The sequence below is a fragment of the Allofournierella sp. genome, assembly GCF_017889395.1.
Taxonomy (GTDB): domain Bacteria; phylum Bacillota; class Clostridia; order Oscillospirales; family Ruminococcaceae; genus Allofournierella.
Genome location: NZ_JAGHKE010000071.1, coordinates 1 through 19,740 on the forward strand (window position 1 = coordinate 1; position 19,740 = coordinate 19,740).

A 19,740-nucleotide genomic window follows, 5' to 3' on the forward strand; every position below is an offset into this window, starting at 1 on the left:
CAGCGCGCCCAGCACGGCGCTGGTGTCGATGCCGCGCATGTTGCCGGTGGTGGGCACGATCACGCCCTTGGCGTTCTTGATGATGTTGCCGCTGCATTTCACCAGCAGGCGGCGGGGCTCCTCGCCCAGCACCTCCCGGGCCTTGGCGGCCGCCAGCGCGATAGCAATGGGCTCGGTGCAGCCCAGCGCGGGCACCAGCTCGCGGGTGAGGATTCGAACATAGGTATCGTAAACAGTACGGTCCAGCATTTTGTTTTGCGCTCCTTTTTATCGAGTGGTCTGCATGCCGCTCCGATTCGCCCGGCCGGCTGCTGCGCGGCGGGCGTTGGGAAAAAGCATGTCCGCTGAAAAAATCATACACCTTTGTGCCCCCGCGCGCAAGGATGGATGCGCGCCATGCCCCCGGAAGTGTAAAAACAGCAGAATGTCTGCATTCCGCTGGCCCCCTCTTGCGAAAAAGGGCCGGGTGGGGTATAATCGGCAGCAGCGCCGGGTGGATGCACCCGGCGCAAGCTTTGTGCAAAAAAGGAGGCAAGGCCGCCATGTGCCTGCTGCATGTGAGCGCCGGGACTGAATTCCAGGACCTGGTGCGCTACCCGGAGATTCAGATCCGGGAAGATTCCATGACCTTTCTCACCGGCCCCAGCGGCTGCGGCAAAAGCACCCTGCTGCGGCTGCTGAACGCCACCGCCCTGCCCACCGCCGGGCGCATCGAATACCAGGGCAGCCCCCTGGGCGGTCTGCCGGTGCTGGACTACCGCAAAGAGGTGCTGCTGGCGCCTCAGCAGGTGTACCTGTGCGAGGGCAATGTGGCGGACCAGTTCGCCTTTTTCTATAGTGCCCGGGGCGAGGCGTGCGTGAGCCGGGCCGAGATGGTGAACGCTCTGGAAATCTGCCGCATGCCCCTCTCGCCGGAGGACAGCTGCGCCAATCTTTCCGGCGGCGAGCGCCAGCGGGTGTTTTTGTCCATTTATCTGTCCGCCCGGCCGAAGGTGCTGCTGCTGGACGAGCCCACCGCTGCGCTGGATGAAGTGACCGCCCGGGAATTTCTGGGCAATCTGAAGGCGGCCTGCCGCCAGCGGGGCACCACGGTGGTGTGCATATGCCACAGCCGCTCGCTGGTGGACGAGTTTGCCGACCAGGAGATTCGATTGGAGGCGAGAGCATGAACAGCGGAATCGTACAGCTGCAGCTCTGGCAGTTTTCTCTGATTTACTTATTGCTGATCATCGTAATCGCCATCATGAAGAAGAGCGGGGTGGAAAAGACCCGCCTGCTGGTGGTGGCCAGCGTGAAGATGACGGTGCAGCTGGTGATCGCGGGGCTGGTGCTGTCTTACATTTTCCAGAACCCGAACCCGGTGTTCGTGGTGGTGTATCTGGCGGTGATGATCGGCTTCGCGGTGCATCGGGTGCTCAGCGGCAACCCGGGGCTGAACCGGCGGTTCCAGGCCATCATCGCGGCCTCCATCGCCCTGAGCGGCGTGTTCGTGCTGACTTATTTCGTCTGCGCGGTGGTGGGCGAGAACATTTTCAATCCCCAGTACACCATCCCGCTGGCGGGCATGCTCATCGGCAACACCATGACCGGCATCTCGCTGGGCATCAAGACCTTCCGGGAGAGTTTGCAGGGCCAGAAGGCCCGGGCGGAGGCGCTGCTGGGCTTCGGCGCGTCGCCCAAGGCGATTCTGCAGCCGCTGGCAAAGCAGGCGCTGGAGACCGCTCTGCTGCCCACTTTGAACTCCATGGTGGGCATGGGCATCGTGTCGCTGCCCGGCATGATGACCGGCCAGATTCTCTCCGGCACCCTGCCCACCACGGCCATTCTGTACCAGATCGCGGTGATGATCGCCATCTGCACCGTGGTTACCGCGGCCAGCTTCGGCTCGCTGTTTCTGGGTCTGCGCACCCTGTATGACCCGAAAAATCAAATATTGTGACGAATTTATACAAATAGTAAAAGCCTGAGCGGTTCAGCCGAGCCGCTCAGGCTTTTTGCGTATTCGTTTATTCCACCCAGATGCTGCCGGAGATATCGGTGGCGCCTTCATTCACCAGCTGCAGGCTGACCGTTCCGGCGGTGCAGCTGTCCAGCGGGATGGCCACCGGCTGGGTCTCAGCGCGGGAAAGGTCAATGCTCTCCACCAGCTGGCCGTCCTGGCTGATGTTCAGCAGCAGAGGACCGCCGGTGCAGTCCGCGCTGGCCATCAGGGTGCGGGCGTCCGGGTCATCCAGCGTGAAGGTGGAGTCCAGATGGTAGCCGTTGCTGGATTTGCTTAGGCTAAAATTCCACACGCCCTCGCTGTGGTTTTCGGCGCTCACCAGTGCCCAGCCGCTGTTCACCGTGAAGGAAGCGCCCCGGATGGGCACCGAGGTGGAGCCCGCCACCTGGGAACCGCCGCCGGCATTCATGGCAAAGGCGAAGAGGGCCACGAACATGAACACCACGCTCAGCATGGACACCACCCCGGTGGCGATGGCCCCCTTCAAAAGGCCGTTCATCTTGCGGCGGGGCAGCGGCTGGCCGTACTGTTCGTTGGCCGCGCCGCAGTATTCACAGTATTGGGCGGTGTGGGGAATGGGCTGCTGGCAGCTTTGGCAGGGCAGCAGAGTTTTCTTGCGGCCAAAGGCCAGATAGAGGATGAGCGCCAGAATGGGGCTGGCAAAAATGCAGATCAGCACCCAGAGCACCGGGTCCTGGCCGTGGAGCTTTGCGTCCCGATACAGCCAGATGGCCAGCAGCACCAGAAAGGCAAGGCTGGATGCCATGCAGAGGAAAATCATCAGAAAAAATACAATGGGAAGAGCGGCTGCGGTCATTTAAAACCCCTCCTTTTTTCGAGTCCGTTTGGGCAGATAGATGGTGGTGGCGGCGCGCAGGTCCGCCATGCGCAGGCTGATGAAGGTGAGCGCCACGCCCCCCACCGCCAGCCAGGCAAGAGCGAAGGAGGCCAGATGGGCCCACAGCGGCATGATGGGCAGCGCGAAGATCACCGCGGGCACTCCGCAGACGATGAAGTTGGCCACCATGGGCAGCCACCAGAGCGACACCGCCCGGGCATCGGGCTGGGCGTCCAGCTGCTCCTGCCGCTGCCACAGCTTGGCCTTCAGGGCTGCGTCCAGCTCCGGCGCGGGGCGGGGGGCGGGGGCGTGCAGCTGGGATTGCAGGGCCTTGTCCAGATCAAAGTGTTCCATAGCCTTGGGCCTCCATTTCCTTTTTCAGCAGTTGCCGGGCCTTGTGCAGCCGGCTTTTGATGGTGCCCACCGGGGCTTTTTCCATGCGGGCGATCTCCTCCAGATTCCAGTCAAAGCCGTAGGCCAGCGTGATGGGGATTCGCAGCTTCGGGGGAAGCCGGTCCACCGCCGCCAGCAGGGCCGCGCTCTGGGCCCGGTTCTGGGCGGTCTGGGCCGGGTCGTCCGGCGCGGGCGGCTCGGGGGCGTTGTCGCCGTCCAGCTCCACCGGCCGTGCAATGGCCAGCCGCCGCCCGGCCTTGCGCTGTTCGTTTTTGAAGATGCCGCCTGCCAGGCTGAACAGCAGCGCCCGGGGATTGCTGCGCTCGTCCAGGGTGAGGGTCAGCTCCAGGCATTTCAAAAAGGTCTGCTGATACAGATCCTCCGCCTGCTGGGTCCGGCCGGTGAGCCGGCGGCAGTAGCGGTAGATTTCCGGCCCGAAGCGGTCCACCAGGCGGGCTACCTCCTCCGCGTGCATCGCGTCCTCTCCTTTCTCTTGGGGCAATACCGCCCGCTTTACGGTGCGGCGCTGCCTTGCAAAATGCCATGGCGCCGGGGGCGTTTTGTTCATCCCCCTTGCATCCTGTGATCGTCGCCAGGCGGGCGGTGGTTCATGGTTTTCTGAAAAAATTTCAAAAACAACAAAAAAGCGCGTCCCTCTTTTGCAAGGGGAACGCGCCGGGATTGTTTGCAGGTCAGCCCCGCAGAAAGTTTGCCATGGCGGGGTAGAGCTTGTCGCTGTGCACCACATAGCTGCCGTGGGTCTCGCCGGGCAAAATCAGCAGCTTTGCCCCCGGAATGGACCGGGCGATGCGCCGGGTCTGGTTCTCGTCGATCAGGTCCTTTTCGCCCGCCAGCACCAGGGTGGGGGCGGTGATGCCGGTGAGCTGCCAGCCCGCCAGATGGGGCTGGGTGAGCATCAGGTCCAGCTTGGGGTCCGGGGAGATGCGGTTCTGCACCCGCATCAGGGTGCGCCAGGGCTGCTTGATGCCTGCGGGGGTCATGTTGGCCCCGGCCACCACCAGCCTGCCGGGCAGGTCGGGCCAGCGCAGCGCCGCAAGCAGCGCCACCACGCCGCCGTCCGAAAAGCCCACCAGCGCGGGCTTTTCCAGCCCCTGCTGCCGGATGAAGGCGACCACGTCCTCGGCCATCTCCCGGTAGGTGAGGGTGGGCACCGGGTCGCTCTTGCCGTGGGAGCGGCTGTCCAGCGCGTAGACGGTGTAGGACCGGGCCAGATCCTTGATGGCCACGTCGAAGATGGTGTGGTCCTCGCCGTTGCCGTGCAGCAGAATCACCGGTCGGCCGCTGCCCTCCTTATGATAAAAAAGCTTTAAGCCGTTCACGATGGCATACATGGGGCATCGCTCCTTTTCATTGGAAATCCGTAAGATATACCCCTATTATACCACTGGCGAAGGTGGGAAAAAGCAATAAATTGTTAAGGCCGGGGCGAAAATGCTCACAGCTCCTCTTTCAGCTCGGTCATGTTCACCCAGTACCGCTTGGGGCAGAGGCTCCGGCGCAGGGCCGGATTCTCCCGGGCAGCGATGGCGATGGTCTTGTAAAACCGCTTCCACAGCTCCTGATACGCCGCTTCCTCCCGGGAAATTTCCGGGAAGGGGGGCGCTTCGTCCAGCTGGGCGTAGCTGGCCTTGCCCTTCTGCCACAAAAGAGCCGCGCCGTGGGTGGCGTCGTAGAGGATGAAATTCTCGCTTGGCAGCCGCTGGCAGAAGTGCAGGCGCAGCAGGGGCAGTACATAGTGCTTGGGGGTGATGGTGCCGCCCAAAAAGTCGCCGTAGTCCTGAAAGCGCACAAAGCCGGTGAGCAGGTGGGCCTCGCCGCACACCGCTTTTTCCAGCGCCAGCACCGGGGCCACGTCCTTGTGACCCGCCATGAACATCACGCCCGGACCCACCCGGTAGCCCAGCCGCAGAAACCGCAGAATCAGCAGTTCTTTGTCCTCGCTGCCGGAAAGAAAGGCGTGGGCCACGCAGCTGCGCGCCCCCTTGCCCAGCTTTTGGGGCAGGCTGGCGTCCACCCGGCGGGCCTTTTGCGGGTCGGTTTCGATGAGCTTTTCCGGGAAGAGGGTGGCCATGGGGCTGGAATGGGGCAGGATGGCAAAGGGGATCTCGTGGGCGTACACGCTCTCGAACACGCAGCAGAGAAAGCCCTCAAAGCTGCCGTCGTACCGGTAGACTACATCCGCTTCTCGATCCATGAAACCGCCTCCTCCTTTGCCGCTTCCAGCCCCGGCCTGCCCGCGCTGAGCATGGGGGCAAGGTCCGGGGCAAACAGGCTCAGCTGCTGGGCCCCGGCGGCGAACACGCCGGAATCCACCAGCGCCGCCGCGATGCTCCGGCGGCCGAAGCCCGCCGCGCCGGAAAAGCCCTTGCAGCAGATGAAATACTGGGCCCGCTTGAGCACCACGCCCATCCGGCGCAGCTCCTCCAGACCCAGAGCCCCCTGACGGCGGGCCTGTACGATGCGCCGGACGCTTTTCGGCCCGATGCCCGGCACCCGCAGCAGCATGGACCGGTCAGCCCGGTTCACGTCCACCGGGAACTGGTCCAGATGCTGGATGGCCCAGTTGCATTTGGGGTCCAGGAATGGGTCGAAGTTGGGGCTGGCGTCGTCCAGAATTTCGTCCGCCGAAAAGTCGTAAAAGCGCAGCAGCCAGTCCGCCTGATAGAGCCGGTGCTCCCGCAACAGGGGCGGGGGCGTGTTCAAAGCGGGCAGGCGGCTGTCCTGCGCGACGGGGATATAGGCGGAGTAGAACACCCGCTTGAGCTGGTATTTCTGGTAAAGACCCTCGGTGAGCTTTAAGATCTGCCGGTCGGTTTCCGGGGTGGCGCCCACGATCATCTGGGTGCTCTGCCCGGCGGGGGCGAATTTGGGCGCGGAGCGGTAGACCGTCAGCTCCTGGCGGTTTTCGTCCCGGACGCGGGCGATCTGGCTCATGGGGGCCAGGATGGCGGACTTTTTCTTGTCCGGCGCAAGGCGGCCCAGACTGGCGGCGCTGGGCAGCTCGATGTTCACGCTCAGCCGGTCCGCCAGCAGGCCCAGCCGGTGGATCAGCGCCGGGTCCGCCCCGGGAATGGCCTTGGCGTGGATGTAGCCCCGGAAGTGGTATTCGTTCCGCAGCAGCTCCAGTGCTTTAATCATCAGTTCGGTGGTGTGGTCCGGACTGACCAGCACCGCGCTGGATAGAAACAGCCCTTCGATGTAGTTGCGCCGGTAGAACTGGATGGTCAGCTCCGCCAGCTCCCGGGGGGTGAAGGCGGCCCGGGGCAGGTCGTTGGAGCGGCGGTTCACGCAGTAGGCGCAGTCGTAGGCGCACACGTTGGTGAGCAGCACCTTTAACAGGCTCACGCAGCGGCCGTCCGCCGAAAAAGTGTGGCAGCAGCCGGGGGCCACCGCGCTGCCGATGCTTCCGGCCGCGCCGCCCCGGTCCACACCGCTGGAGGTGCAGGCCACATCGTATTTGGCGCTGTCCGCCAGAATGGTGAGTTTTTCCATCAGGTCCATGCCCGGACCCCTCCTTTCTCTGGTTGGATTTGAAATAATGAGAGTGTTCACGAAAGCGAAGAAAGAAGCAGAAAAGGGAGAAAAAGGGCAAAAAAGGCGCAAAAAAGAAAGCCCCATGCGGCGCATGGCAAAACCAATGGTTTGATGGGGCTTTTTGAAAAATAAAGACGGAGTTATTTTCGGTCGGTTTTGGAGCGAATCCAGCTTGCCAGGATCACCAGCTCAAAGGCTAGAAAGGACCCGGTGGCCACGGTGAGGGCACCCTCCGGGGAGAGCCCGTTCAGAAAATCATGCAGAAGGACTGCCCAGACCAGATACAGCAAAACAACGCCCAGACCGGCCAGAATGGGAAACAGCAGCTTCATGGCGGGGTTCCTCCTCGTGCCGCCCGGCAATCACTTTAAGTATTTTTCCAGATAGTTCGCGCTGGTGGGGCCGCTGGTGCTTTTGAGCACAAAGCGCTCGCCCGCAAGCTCCAGCTCGGCGGCGGCGCAGTTGCCCAGGCCCACGCTCCAGTAGTCCTTCATATCAAGGCCCAGCTCGGCGGTGAGCAGAGCGTGCAGTGCTGCGCCATGGCTGACCGCCAGCACGGTCTGGCCCCGGTGGGCCTGTTTCACGTAAGCCACAAAATCGCTCACCCGGGCCATCAGAGCGGGCAGGCTCTCGCCGCCCGGGGCGGGCACAAAGTGGGCCGGGTCCGCGAAGAAGGGGGCGAAGTCGTCGCCCAGGGTGCGGGGGGCCTTGCCCTCCCAGTCGCCGAAGGCGATCTCCTTGATGCGCTCGTCGGTGCGTACTTTTTCGGCGGGCCAGCCGCTCACCAGCACGGCGGTCTCCACCGCACGGCTTAAGGGGCTGGAATACACCGCGTCAAACTGCACGCCGGAAAGCCGCTGCCGGGCTTCCTCGGCCTGGCTGCGGCCGGTGTCGTTCAAAGGGATGTCCGTCTGGCCCTGCAGACGGCCCGCCAGGTTCCAGTCGGTCTGGCCGTGGCGCACGAGATAAAGCCGGGTAGGCTGCATGGGAATTTCCACTTCCTTCTATCTATAGTATAAGGGCGGCAGGGAAACCGGGGGAGAAAAGGGCAAAATTACCACTTGGCCTTGGTCTCAACCACCTTGCCCGCGATGAACAGCTGGTTGAGTTCCTCGCCGCGGATCACCTTTTCCTCATAGGCCGGGTTGAAGGGCTGCAGAATCACCGCGTTGCCCCGCTGAATGTACTTTTTCAGGGTGCCTTCCCCCTCGCCGAAGACCATCACGCCCAGGTCGCCGTTTTCCAGGGTGGGCTGGCGGTGCACCAGAGCCAGGTCGCCGTCCTGGATGCGGGGCTCCATGCTGTCGCCCTTGACCACCAGATAAAAATAGTTGGCGGGGTCCTTCACGCAGGCGTATTCCACCCCGTAGTCTTCCTCAAAGGCCAGCGAGCCGTAGCCCGCGCGCACGGTGCCGATCACTGGGATGGGGCTTTCCGCATAGGGCAGGGAAGGGGCCGCGGGTTCGGCGGGCTGCTCGCTGATGCCCAGCAGGTAATCCGCCGAGGTTTCCAGCAGCTCGGCCAGACGGGCCAGAGTAGCGGGGTCCGGCGAGGAGCGGCCGGTCTCCCATTTGCCCACCGCCTGCTGGGTCACGCCCAGATGTTCGGAAAGACTTTTCTGGCTCAGGCCCAGCTCCTTGCGCAGCTGCTTCAAGCGTTGTGGGAACATGTGTGAACACTCCTTTCTTGCTGGCTTCATTATACAACTAAAAATTGTTCTTGTAAATAAAATACGCGAAAAAGTTGTGAAAATGCCATTGACAACAACTGATGGTTGTTGTAGAATGAAGCCACAACAACCAGTCAGGCCACGAAACGGGGCCGGCAGTGCAAAGGAGCGGTTCTGAGATGAAACGAATGATCTGTGATTCCATGCTGGTGCTGGGCGCTCTGGCCTTCGTTGTGGTGGCGGGCGCGGCGGTGGAGGGCACCATGCCCCTGGCGGCCGCGCTGGGCCTGATGGCTCTGCTGGCCGGGGGCATGCGCGGCATTGCCCGGCTGGAAAAGCCCCGGGCCGTCTGCCGGGTGCGCCATGGGCGGGGCCGTTATCGCCGCCCCGCTCCCCGGCCCCGGAAGGCCGAGGCGCTGCGGGCGGCCTGAGAAAGAGTGTTCGGTGCACCTCGCGCCCCCCTTGCGGAGTGCACCGGCGCTTTTTTAAAAAATGTTCGATTTTTTTAAAAAAGATGGTTGACAAACCTGTGACCCTGTGATAACATAGATAACGCACTAGCGATGGCGTGTGTGATGGCCACTCTTGGAGAGGTGTCCGAGTGGTTTAAGGAGCCGGTCTTGAAAACCGGTGACCCGCAAGGGCCGTGGGTTCGAATCCCACCCTCTCCGCCATTTTAATTTCATATTTTGATATGGACTTTGCTCTGGAGAAGTACTCAAGAGGTCGAAGAGGCGCCCCTGCTAAGGGCGTAGGTCGGGAAACCGGCGCGAGGGTTCAAATCCCTCCTTCTCCGCCAGAACAGCCGCTCGGATTTTTCGAGCGGCTGTTGTTTTTTCAGAAGTTCCGGTCAGGCGTGGGATTTGAACCCGAAGCGCCGGGGACCGGCGGGGGTGCGGGGACGGGCCGCCGCCAGTGGCGGAAACAGGGAGAAGCCCGCACCGCAGCGGTCGGAACGCGGCAAGGCGGCACAGGCCGCCGCAGACCGGGTTCCGGGCACCGCAAGGGGGTCTGCGAAGCAGGTTCAAATCCCTCCTTCTCCGCCAAAAACCCCGAACGCGTTTGCGTTCGGGGTTTTCCTTTTTCACTCTTCACTGAAGCTGCCAAAAGGGAGATTGGAAGTGAACAGCGAGCAGTGAAGAAGAAAGGTGTGCCGCAGAGCACTTTTTCCACATGCGGGCTTGTTTTCTGTGGAAAATCCGCTGCCGCCGAAGGGCTGCAGCTGTGCCAGAAAACATTCCCCGGAAGCCGGGCCGGAAACAGGCTGCAGAAAAATCGCCGGGTTCGCCTGCAAAATCACCAGTAGATCAACGCCTTTTATGCCAAAATAGCAGCAGTTCGTGAAAAATAAAACCGTTTTTCACAATTTGATATACTTTATTATAAAGAGTAGTGTATAATGTACAGCAGGATTCTTTCAACCTTATTATGATCATAAAAAATGCAGGGGCCGAAAAGCCGATGAGGCTGTGTGGTGGGTAAAGGCACCCTGCAGGGGAAAGCGAGAGGTATCGTTATATGGATCAGACCAATACCAAACGTAAGATCATGGTAATCGGCCACCGCAACCCGGATACGGATTCCATCTGCTCGGCCATTGCCTATGCCAACCTGAAAAACAAGACCGTGGGCCCCTGGCACGAAGCCTGCCGTGCAGGCGAGATCAACCAGGAGACCGCCTTCGTGCTCAAGCGCTTTGGCACCAAGACCCCCCGCCGCTGCCTGAACGTGAGCGCTCAGGTGCAGGACATCGACATCCGCCCTGTGCCCGGCGTTCTGGGCGACACCACCATGCGCCGGGTCTGGGAGACCATGCGCGACACCCAGGCCAACAGCCAGCCCATCGTGGACGATAAGGGCATGCTGCAGGGCCTGATCACCCTGGGCGATCTGGCCGTGGCCAACATGGACAGCCTGGATACCCACGCCCTGAGCAACGCCCGCACTCCCATCAAAAACGTGGTGGAGGTTCTGGGCGGCACCGTGCTGGCCGGCGACACCAGCGGCTATTTTGAGAAGGGTAAGATCGTCATCGGCGCCTCCAGCCCCGAAGTGCTGGAGACCACCATGGAGGCCGGGGACATCGTGCTGGTGGCCAACCGCTACGAGACCCAGCTGTGCGCCATCGAGATGGGCGCCGCCTGCGTGGTGGTGTGCATGGAGTCCGCCGTGGCCAAGACCATTGTGAAGCTGGCCGCCGAGCGCGGCTGCCTGCTCATCAGCAGCCCCTACGACACCTATGCCGTTTCCTGCCTGATCAAGCAGAGCGTGCCTGTAAGCACCCACATGACCCCCCGCGACAAGCTGCGCACCTTCCTGCCCAGCACCCCCGTGGATGAAGTGAAGAAGGTCATGAGTAAGGTGCGCGACAACTACTTCCCGGTGCACACTTCCGCCGGCAAGTATCTGGGCCTGATCAGCCGCCGTAACCTGCTGAACCTGCAGCGCAAGCGGCTGATCCTGGTGGACCACAACGAGAAGACCCAGTGTGTGGACGGCTGGGAAGAGGCCGACATCCTGGAGGTGGTGGACCATCACCGCCTGGGCAGCCTGGAGACCAGCCAGCCTGTTTTCTTCCGCAACCAGCCGGTGGGCTGCACCTGCACCATTGTGTACCAGATGTACCAGGAACAGGGCGTGGAGATCGAGCCCCACATTGCGGGCCTGATGCTCAGCGCCATTCTGTCCGACACGCTGTGCTTCCGTTCTCCCACCTGCACCCCCGTGGACGAGGCTGCCGCCCGTGCGCTGGCCAAGATCGCCGGGGTCGAGCCCGAGGCGCTGGCCAACGAGATCTTCGAGGCCGGCGAGAATCTGGAGGGCCGCGCCGCTGAGGACGTGTTCTTCCAGGACTTCAAGATCTTTACCCATGGCGATCTTCGCTTTGGCGTGGGCCAGGGCAGCTACATGAGCGAAAAGAACCGCCAGCGCGCTGCCGAGCTGCTGCGCCCCTATCTGCCCGAGGCCCTCAAGCGCGAGGGCGTGCAGATGATCTTCTTCATGCTCACCAGCGTGAAGGAGCAGTCCAGCAAGGTGCTGTTCTGCGGCGAGGGCGCCGAGCAGCTGATCGGCACCGCCTTCCGCTGCGAGCGGGACACCGACGGCAGCGTGGTTCTGCCCGGCGTGGTCAGCCGCAAAAAGCAGATGATCCCCGCCATGCTGGATACGCTGGCCCAGATGTGATCCGGGCTTGCCGCAGGCAAAACAGCGGAATTTCTGTTTCAATCCATCCCCGCCGCCGGTTATGTTCAGCCGGCGGCGGGCTTTTTTTGTAAAAGGCGCAAAAAATCGCTGAAAAGTATCAAATTATTGCGTCAAATAGAAAAAGAAAAATTGTAAACTGCGTGAGATTTTGATATGATTAAAATAACGCGATAAAACGCGGGAACAGGGGAGAAGTAAAACGTTTGCCCACTGGAAACGGTCAGTTCCCGCGTTTTGAGGAAGGAATGGAAAGAGGATGGAGTTTGTGCTGGGAACGGCGGCGTTTGCTGCCTTTTTTGCCTACGACGTGAACAGCGTGCGCCCGGTACGGCCCTGGTTCCACCGGCTGTTTGCGGTGGGCTGCGTGCTGCTGGCCGCAGCCACCGGGTTGCTGGTGTGGAACTGCCGGGCTTTTTTTGCGTTCAGCGGTGCGGCGCTGGCGCTGGGGGTGCTGGCAGCGGTGTTTTTGGCCCTGATGGTCTACACCCTGTTTTTTGCGCTGCCCTTCAGCGCCACTTACCTGGAAGAAAACGCCCCCCGAAAGGCTTATACGGGGGGCATGTACGCGCTGTGCCGCCACCCCGGCGTGCTCTGGTTCGCCGGGGCATATTTATGCCTGGGGCTGCTGCTGGGCGCGCCCAAAGCGGCGGTGTTCGCCCTGGTCATGACCGGGCTGAACATCGCTTACGTTCTGTTTCAGGACTGCTGGACCTTTCCCAAAAGCTTTGTGAACTATGAGGAATACCGCCGCACCACGCCCTTTCTGCTGCCCACGCCGGGCAGTGCCGTGCGCTGTGTGCGGACCTGGAAGGGGGGCGCGGAGCAATGAGTCTGCAGGATAAGCTGGACCACCAGGAATACGACGAGGTCTGGAGCCAGTATTGCGGCTTTCTGGACCTGAGCATGGAAGAGTATATGGCCATCCAGAAGCGGCTGATGGCCGAGCAGATCCAGCTGTGGAGCGGCTGCATGCTGGGTCAGTCCATCCTGAAGGGCAAAAAGCCCGCCACCATCGAGGAATTCCGCCGCATGGTGCCCCTGACCAGCTACGAGGACTATGCCGATATTTTGCTGCGCAAGAATGCCAGTATGCTGCCGGACAATCCGGTCATCTGGATCCAGACCACCTGGGAGGGCGGGCGGCACCCCATCAAGCTGGCCCCTTACACCCGCAGCATGCTGGACACCTTCCGGGACAATGTGGTGGCCTGCCTGATTCTGAGCACCAGCCGCAAGAAGGGCAGCTTCAATGTGGACAAGACCGACAAGGTGCTTTACGGCCTGGCCCCGCTGCCCTACGCCACCGGCCTGTTCCCGCTGGCGCTGAACGAGGCCATCGACATCAAGTTTTTGCCCGCCGTGAAGGATGCGGTGAATATGAGCTTCAGCGAGCGCAACAAGCTGGGCTTCAAGATGGCCATGCAGCAGGACGTGGAATACTTCTTCGGCCTGGGCAGCGTGGCCTACGCGGTGAGCCAGAGCCTTTCCCAGATGGGCGGCAGGGCGAAGCTGAAGCCCGCCGATCTGCTCAAGTTCCGGCCGGACATGCTTTTGCGCATCGCCCGGGCCAAGAGCCGCTGCAAAAAGGAGAACCGGCCCTTAAAGCCCAAGGACCTGTTCCATCTGAAGGGCTTCATGGTGGCGGGCACCGACAACCGCTGCTACAAGGACGATCTGGAGGAGCTGTGGGGTGTGCGGCCCATGGAGCTGTTCGCGGGCACCGAGCCCTCCATCATCGGCACCGAGACCTGGACCCGCAACGGCATGTATTTCTTCCCGGATACCTGCTTTTATGAATTTTTGCCCATTGCGGACACCATCCGCCTGATGGACGAGCCGAACTACAACCCCCGCACCTACCTGATGGACGAGGTGGTGCCCGGCGAGGTGTATGAGATCGTGCTCACGGTGCTCAAGGGCGGCGCCTTCGCCCGCTACCGGGTGGGCGACACCTACCGCTGCGTGGGCCTTTCCAGCCGGGAGGACGGCACCAGTGAAGGAGTACACCGCCGAAAACCGGCCCTACTTCCATCTGTATGTGGAGGTGGAAAAGAGCGAGTTTTTGAACCGGGCGGTGAACACCCAGGTGCTGCGTGACCTTCTGACCACCTATTTTAAGTACACCGATCAGGACTACCGGGATCTGAAAAAGATCCTGGGCATGGACCCGCTGAAGGTGACCATTCTGCGCAGCGGCAGCTTTGCCGAATACTGCGCGACCCACGGGCGGCCGCCCCGCCATATGAACCCGGACAACTACGCCATGGAGGCCCTGCTGCAGAATCAGCGCGCCGGAACCTGGCGGCCGGGCAGGAGGTGATTCCAATGGACATGTACGGTTATATCTCGGCCATTGCCCTGTTTATCTACGCGGCCATCTTTCTGGTGGTGCTGGCCTCCCGCAAAACGCGGGAGCTGTGGTCCTTTCTGTGGCTGCTGGTGACCATGGTCTGCTGGGCCGGCGGCTCCATGCTCATGCGCTGGCAGGTGGCGCCCTCCTATCAGGTGTGGTACCATGTGTCCATTGCCGGGCTGCTGCTCATGGCCTGCGCCTACTACCGCTTTTTGAGCGATTTTGTGGAACGATCCGGCGGTGTGTGGGAGAAAATTTATCTGCTGGTCATGGCGGGCATCATTGCGGTGAACGTGAAGACCGGCTTTTTCCTGGCCGCGCCCCAGCTTCTGGACCGGGGCGACGAGGTGGTGTTTGAATACACCATCACCTGGCCGGTGCTGCTGTTGTTTGTTGCGGTGGGCTGGGTCATGGCCCACAGCCTGTACCATCTGTGGAGCGCCTACCGGGAACGGCCCGCCTACCGGGGCCAGTTCAAGCCGGTGACCCAGGGCATTGTGCTCATGTTCGCCGGTCACGCGGCGCTGCTGCTGCCGATGTTCGCGGGCTTCCCCATCGACATTCTGGCCGGTGTGGGCAACGCGCTTCTGCTGTTTTACGCGCTGGTGAAAAAGCGGCTGTTCAAGCTTCGGCTGCTGGCCTCCGAGAGCGTGTGCTACATGGTGGGCCTGATGCTCACCTTCATTTTGTTCTATAATCTCAAGCCCTACCTGATGAAGCATCTGGAGGCGCTGGTGCCCGCCGCGGGCGATTACGAGGTGATCCTGTTCGCGGTGTCGTTCTTTGTGACCGCGGGCATCTTCTCCTGGTTGTGGCGCAAGCTGGTGAACAATGTGTTCGTGCGGGAGGAGAACCGCCAGAGCGATGCGCTGAACGAATACAGCACCACGGTGGCCCGCCTGCTGAACGTGCAGGACATCCTGGAAAAGACCGTGGAGGTGATCCGGGAGGGGGCCAGCGTGGGCGGCGTGTACGTGTGCACCCGCAACGCGACCACCGGCGATTATGACGCCCGCTACAGCGACCAGCCTCTGAAGGATCTGTCCTTCTCCATCCGGGCGGACAGCCCGCTGGTGCAGGTACTGCGCCGCAGCCAGTGCATCGGCTGGCGGCAGTTCGAGACCACCGTGGACTACAAGGCCATGTGGGACAGCGAGAAAAACCAGCTGCGCTACCTGCGGGTGGCGGGCGGTGTGGCCCTCACCGGCGAGGAGGGCGACATGCCCGGCCTGATCCTGGTGTCCGAGGGGCAGGGCAAGCACCGGGTCAGCAGCCAGGACATGCAGTGGATGCTGTCGGTGGCTTCGGTGGCATCCATCGCCCTGAAAAATGCCGCCCTCTATGAGCAGGCCTACTACGAGGCCCGGGTGGACGATCTGACCGGCCTTTTGAACCGCAAGCACTTTTTACAGGTGCTGGACGAGCAGTTCGAGAGCACCCAGGAGAGCACCCTGGCCCTGATGATCGTGAACGTGGACGACTTCAAGCTGTACAACCAGCTTTACGGCCAGAAGGAGGGCGATCTTGCCCTGCGCCGCATTGCGGACATCATCCGCAGCAGTGTGGGCGACAACGGCTTTGTGGCCCGCTACAACGGCAAGGAATTCGCGGTGCTGCTGCCCCGCTACGATGTGCTGGCCACCCGCACCCTGGCGGAGTCCATCCGGGATCAGGTGTTCAACATGAACCGCCGCACCGTGGACCACAAGCTGAAGGTGCTGACCCTGAGCATCGGCATCAGCGCCGCGCCCTTTGACGCGGCCACCAGCCGGGAGCTGATGGACAACGCCGACATGGCGGTGTACCACGTGAAGCACAGCGGCAAAAACGGCATCGAGATCTTCCAGTCGGTGCTGCGCAAGGCGGATGACGAAGCCGAAAAGGTGGACCACGAGCACATCTACCAGGAATACGAGCAGACGGTGCTGGCCCTGATGGCTGCCATCGACGCCAAGGACCACTACACCTTCAGCCACTCCCACAACGTGGCCTACTATGCCACCTCGCTGGCGAAGGCCGCGGGTCTGAACGCGGATATGATCGAGATCGTGCGTCAGGCGGCTTTGCTGCACGACATCGGCAAGATCGGCATTCCCGAGACGGTGCTGAACAAGAACGGTAAGCTCACCGAAGAGGAATATGAGCAGATGCAGGGCCACGTGGAGGCGGCGGTGGGCATCATCCGCTACCTGCCCGCGCTGGATTACATCATCCCGGCGGTGATCGGCCACCACGAGCGGTACGACGGCCGGGGCTACCCCCGGCGCATCGGCGGCGAGGACATCCCGCTGCTGGCGCGCATTCTGTGCATTGCCGATTCCTTTGATGCCATGACCAGCAAGCGCTGCTACAAGGAGGCCGTGAGCCTGGAGCGGGGCATTCAGATCCTTACCCAGGAGGCGGGCCGCCAGTTTGACCCCAAGCTGGTGCCGATATTCGTGGCCGAGCTTGAGCGGGGCGGCATCCAGCTGGCGGGCCAGCGCAAGAGCGCGGTCCAGTGATAGGGACCGTCCATTGCCGCTTTGCCCCAAAGCCGCAATATTTTGCCAAAAACGGATAACCAGGAGCAAGCGGTGCGCTGCCCTTTTGGGGTAGAATATAAAGGGCAGCACCGCAGGGTTCCGGGCAGCGGAAAGGACCGGAGCATTCCGAACCGGCCCGCCGCCCGGGGGAACGCCAAAAGGAGGACCCAGCATGGACAATATGACCTTTGAACAGGCCGAGCAGCTGCTCACCCCCGCTCAGAAGGACCGGATCGCCCGGTGCCTGTGGGAGGAGCTGCATCTGCCCCAGGGGCTGAATGAGGTGGAAAAGGCTTTTGCCTTCGGCCTCTATACCTTTGTGCAATACGAGGATAAAGGTGCGCTGCGCCAGTATTTCCTTTCCGAAGAGGGAAAGGCCGAGCCGGAGCAGCCCGCACCGGCCCCGAAGCCCCAGTCAGAGCCGGAGCATGCGCCCGCCCCGGAGCTGCCCCGGACCCGCCCGGATGCGTGTGCGGAAAACCCGGTTTTGTTGGAAAACAAACATACTGAACCGGTAGGAATAAACTATACTGAAGCCGTACCCAAAACAACCGCCCCTGCCGCCGAGCTGCCCAAGGCCGCGCCGGCAGTGGGCGCAGCCAAAGGAGGAAGGCCCATGTATCCCTACATTAAAAATATTCCCCACGAGCAGACCCAGGATCTGGCAGCGCTGGTGAGCGTGCAGCCGGGCCAGATCGTCAGCCGCACCCTGGCCCAGAACCCGGCGGTGAGCCTGACCCTGTTCGCCTTTGATGAGGGCGAGGAGATCAGCACCCATTCCTCCGAGGGCGATGCCATGGTGCAGGTGCTGGAGGGCGAGGGCCTGTTCACGGTGGACGGTGTTGAGCATACCGTCGCGGCCGGTCAGGTGCTGGTGATGCCCGCGGGCAAGCCCCATGCGGTGTACGCGCCCCGCAGCTTCAAGATGCTGCTCACCGTGGTGTTCCCCCGCAAGGACTGAGAGCGGCGGCCACAAAAATTTGTTTTACCGCGGCCCGGTGCGGGAGGGAGAGAGCCCGTACCCGCCGCGATAACGCCCAGCGATGGGCGAACCGATATTTATTTACCATCCAAATACAGGAGGGCACAGGCCAATGAGACAGGAATGGAAGGATTTTACCCCCGGCGTCTGGCAGAATGAGATCAACGTGCGGGACTTCATCCAGAAGAACTACACCCCCTACGAGGGCGACGAAAGCTTTTTGCAGGGTCCCACCAAGGAGACCGGCGAGCTGTGGGCTCAGGTCATGGACCTGACCGCCAAGGAGCGGGAGGCCGGCGGCGTGCTGGACATGGACACCCGCGTCATCTCCACCATCACCTCCCATGGTCCCGGCTATCTGGACCAGAGCAAAGAGAAGATCGTGGGCTTCCAGACCGATAAGCCCTTCAAGCGCTCCTTGCAGCCCAACGGCGGTATCCGCATGGCCATGAAGGCCTGCGAGGACAACGGCTACCATGTGGACCCGGAAGTGGTGGAGATCTACACCAAATACCGCAAGACCCACAACGAGGGCGTGTTCGACGCCTACACCCCCGAGATGCGCGCCTGCCGTTCCAGCCACATCATCACCGGCCTGCCCGATGCCTACGGCCGCGGCCGCATCATCGGCGACTACCGCCGCGTGGCCCTGTACGGTGTGGACCGTCTGATCGAGGACAAGCAGAACCAGAAGGATTCCACCCGCGTGATCATGTATTCCGACGTGATCCGTGAGCGCGAGGAGCTGAGCGAGCAGATCAAGGCCCTGAAGGAGCTGAAGGAGCTGGGCAAGATCTACGGCTTCGACATCTCCCAGCCCGCCAAGAACACCCAGGAGGCCATCCAGTGGCTGTACTTCGGCTACCTGGCCGCGGTGAAGGAGCAGAACGGCGCCGCCATGAGCCTGGGCCGCACCAGCACCTTCCTGGACATCTACGCCCAGCGCGACCTGGCCGACGGCACCTTCACCGAGAGCGAAATCCAGGAGATGGTGGACCACTTCATCATGAAGCTGCGCCTGGTCAAGTTCGCCCGTACCCCCGAGTACAACGCCCTGTTCAGCGGCGACCCCACCTGGGTCACCGAGTCCATCGGCGGCGTGGGCATCGACGGCCGGCCCCTGGTCACCAAGATGAGCTTCCGTTACCTGCACACGCTGGAGAACCTGGGCACCGCTCCCGAACCCAACATGACCGTGCTCTGGTCCACCCGTCTGCCCCTGGCCTTCAAGCGCTACTGCGCCAAGATGAGCATCGCCACCAGCTCCATCCAGTATGAGAACGACGACCTGATGCGCGTGACCCACGGCGACGACTACGCCATCGCCTGCTGCGTGTCCAGCATGCGTGTGGGCAAGGAGATGCAGTTCTTCGGCGCCCGCGCCAACCTGGCCAAGTGCCTGCTGTACGCCATCAACGGCGGCGTGGACGAGATCAGCAAGAAGCAGGTTGGCCCCCGCTTCCGCCCCATCACCGACGAGTACCTGAACTACGAGGACGTGATGCAGCGCTTCGACGACATGATGCAGTGGCTGGCCCGGGTGTACGTGAACGCCCTGAACATCATCCACTACATGCACGACAAGTACTGCTACGAGCGCATCCAGATGGCCCTGCACGACAAGGAGGTCACCCGCTGGTTCGCCACCGGTATTGCGGGTCTGTCCGTTGTGGCCGACTCCCTGAGCGCCATCAAGTACGCCAAGGTAAAGACCATCCGGGACGAGAACGGCATCGTGGTGGACTACGCGGTGGAGGGCGACTTCCCCAAGTACGGCAACGACGACGACCGGGTGGACCAGATCGCCCACGACATCGTGCACCGCTTCATGCAGCACATCAAGTCCAACCACACCTACCGCGGCGGCAAGCCCACCACCTCCATCCTGACCATCACCTCCAATGTGGTGTACGGCAAGAACACCGGCTCCACCCCGGACGGCCGTAAGGGCGGCGAGCCCTTCGCCCCCGGCGCCAACCCCATGCACCATCGCGACAGCCACGGTGCGGTGGCATCCCTGAGCTCGGTGGCAAAGCTGCCCTTCAAGGATGCCCAGGACGGCATCTCCAACACCTTCTCCATCATCCCCGGTGCGCTGGGCAAGGAGGATCAGGTGTTCTTCGGCGAGATCGAGCTGGACATGCCCCACGACTGCGCCTGCTGCGAGCCCAACGTGGAGCTGTAAGCGGTCATTTCAAGCAGTAAAAAAGCAAGCAATCCCC

Annotated in this window: 19 protein-coding genes, 2 tRNA genes and 1 pseudogene; 12 read left to right on the top strand and 10 right to left on the bottom strand. The window is 62.1% G+C overall.

Features of this window, described 5'->3' with window-relative positions:
- Positions 1-249: pseudogene (locus J7G73_RS09580) on the bottom strand (serine dehydratase subunit alpha family protein); the annotation flags it as partial.
- A gap of 293 nt (positions 250-542) precedes the next feature.
- Here J7G73_RS09580 and J7G73_RS09585 point away from each other — a divergent pair.
- Together J7G73_RS09585 and J7G73_RS09590 are read left to right on the top strand one after the other, a co-directional pair.
- On the top strand, positions 543-1,169 hold the full coding sequence (locus tag J7G73_RS09585; RefSeq protein WP_291246079.1) for an ATP-binding cassette domain-containing protein: 627 nt from the start codon (positions 543-545) through the stop codon (positions 1,167-1,169).
- Positions 1,166-1,939, top strand: a complete 774-nt coding sequence (locus J7G73_RS09590) for an ABC transporter permease (protein ID WP_291246080.1) — start codon at positions 1,166-1,168, stop codon at positions 1,937-1,939. Before J7G73_RS09585 ends, J7G73_RS09590 begins: the two co-directional genes overlap by 4 nt.
- A 67-nt stretch (positions 1,940-2,006) precedes the next feature.
- Here the strand turns inward: J7G73_RS09590 and J7G73_RS09595 are convergent, their stop codons facing one another.
- From J7G73_RS09595 to J7G73_RS09635, 9 genes are all read right to left on the bottom strand, one after another.
- Complete coding sequence (locus J7G73_RS09595; RefSeq protein ID WP_291246081.1) at positions 2,007-2,819, bottom strand: zinc ribbon domain-containing protein; 813 nt, start codon at positions 2,817-2,819, stop codon at positions 2,007-2,009.
- Positions 2,820-3,194: a hypothetical protein gene (locus J7G73_RS09600; protein ID WP_291246082.1), complete on the bottom strand. Its 375-nt coding sequence runs from the start codon at positions 3,192-3,194 to the stop codon at positions 2,820-2,822. It abuts the gene before it with no gap.
- Positions 3,181-3,708 (bottom strand): RNA polymerase sigma factor, encoded by a 528-nt coding sequence (locus J7G73_RS09605; protein WP_291246083.1) that lies wholly within the window; start codon positions 3,706-3,708, stop codon positions 3,181-3,183. Before J7G73_RS09605 ends, J7G73_RS09600 begins: the two co-directional genes overlap by 14 nt.
- A 217-nt stretch (positions 3,709-3,925) precedes the next feature.
- Entirely contained in the window at positions 3,926-4,585 is a 660-nt protein-coding gene (locus J7G73_RS09610; protein ID WP_291246084.1) for an alpha/beta hydrolase, read from the bottom strand.
- Positions 4,586-4,689: 104 nt separating this feature from the next.
- Entirely contained in the window at positions 4,690-5,448 is a 759-nt protein-coding gene (locus J7G73_RS09615; protein WP_291246085.1) for a TIGR03915 family putative DNA repair protein, read from the bottom strand.
- Positions 5,427-6,755: a putative DNA modification/repair radical SAM protein gene (locus tag J7G73_RS09620; RefSeq protein WP_291246086.1), complete on the bottom strand. Its 1,329-nt coding sequence runs from the start codon at positions 6,753-6,755 to the stop codon at positions 5,427-5,429. The genes J7G73_RS09615 and J7G73_RS09620 overlap by 22 nt, the downstream gene beginning before the upstream one ends.
- Positions 6,756-6,928: 173 nt before the next feature.
- Complete coding sequence (locus tag J7G73_RS09625) at positions 6,929-7,120, bottom strand: hypothetical protein (RefSeq protein WP_291246087.1); 192 nt, start codon at positions 7,118-7,120, stop codon at positions 6,929-6,931.
- Between the two features lie 30 nt (positions 7,121-7,150).
- On the bottom strand, positions 7,151-7,774 hold the full coding sequence (locus tag J7G73_RS09630) for a histidine phosphatase family protein (RefSeq protein ID WP_291246088.1): 624 nt from the start codon (positions 7,772-7,774) through the stop codon (positions 7,151-7,153).
- Positions 7,775-7,842: 68 nt separating this feature from the next.
- Positions 7,843-8,457: a S24 family peptidase gene (locus J7G73_RS09635; RefSeq protein ID WP_087295366.1), complete on the bottom strand. Its 615-nt coding sequence runs from the start codon at positions 8,455-8,457 to the stop codon at positions 7,843-7,845.
- A 179-nt stretch (positions 8,458-8,636) separates the two neighbouring features.
- Here J7G73_RS09635 and J7G73_RS09640 point away from each other — a divergent pair, with 179 nt between their 5' ends.
- From J7G73_RS09640 to pflB, 10 genes are all read left to right on the top strand, one after another.
- On the top strand, positions 8,637-8,888 hold the full coding sequence (locus tag J7G73_RS09640; RefSeq protein ID WP_087295371.1) for a hypothetical protein: 252 nt from the start codon (positions 8,637-8,639) through the stop codon (positions 8,886-8,888).
- Positions 8,889-9,044: 156 nt separating this feature from the next.
- A tRNA-Ser gene (locus tag J7G73_RS09645) sits at positions 9,045-9,131 on the top strand.
- Between the two features lie 34 nt (positions 9,132-9,165).
- Positions 9,166-9,256, top strand: a tRNA-Ser gene (locus J7G73_RS09650).
- Positions 9,257-9,975: 719 nt separating this feature from the next.
- Entirely contained in the window at positions 9,976-11,640 is a 1,665-nt protein-coding gene (locus J7G73_RS09655; RefSeq protein ID WP_291246089.1) for a putative manganese-dependent inorganic diphosphatase, read from the top strand.
- Positions 11,641-11,917: 277 nt separating this feature from the next.
- On the top strand, positions 11,918-12,490 hold the full coding sequence (locus tag J7G73_RS09660) for a hypothetical protein (RefSeq protein ID WP_087295377.1): 573 nt from the start codon (positions 11,918-11,920) through the stop codon (positions 12,488-12,490).
- Positions 12,487-13,758, top strand: a complete 1,272-nt coding sequence (locus tag J7G73_RS09665) for a GH3 auxin-responsive promoter family protein (protein WP_367113980.1) — start codon at positions 12,487-12,489, stop codon at positions 13,756-13,758. Before J7G73_RS09660 ends, J7G73_RS09665 begins: the two co-directional genes overlap by 4 nt.
- Positions 13,655-13,981, top strand: coding sequence for a hypothetical protein (locus J7G73_RS13730; protein ID WP_367113981.1), 327 nt, complete (start codon positions 13,655-13,657; stop codon positions 13,979-13,981). The genes J7G73_RS09665 and J7G73_RS13730 overlap by 104 nt, the downstream gene beginning before the upstream one ends.
- Positions 13,982-13,986: 5 nt before the next feature.
- The gene (locus J7G73_RS09670; protein WP_291246090.1) at positions 13,987-16,515 is read left to right on the top strand and encodes an HD domain-containing phosphohydrolase; all 2,529 of its coding nucleotides are present in this window, start codon (positions 13,987-13,989) and stop codon (positions 16,513-16,515) included.
- Between the two features lie 637 nt (positions 16,516-17,152).
- Positions 17,153-17,497, top strand: coding sequence for a cupin domain-containing protein (locus tag J7G73_RS09675; protein WP_087180108.1), 345 nt, complete (start codon positions 17,153-17,155; stop codon positions 17,495-17,497).
- Between the two features lie 133 nt (positions 17,498-17,630).
- On the top strand, positions 17,631-19,703 hold the full coding sequence (gene pflB, locus J7G73_RS09680) for a formate C-acetyltransferase (protein ID WP_291246091.1): 2,073 nt from the start codon (positions 17,631-17,633) through the stop codon (positions 19,701-19,703).
- Positions 19,704-19,740 lie beyond the last annotated feature (37 nt).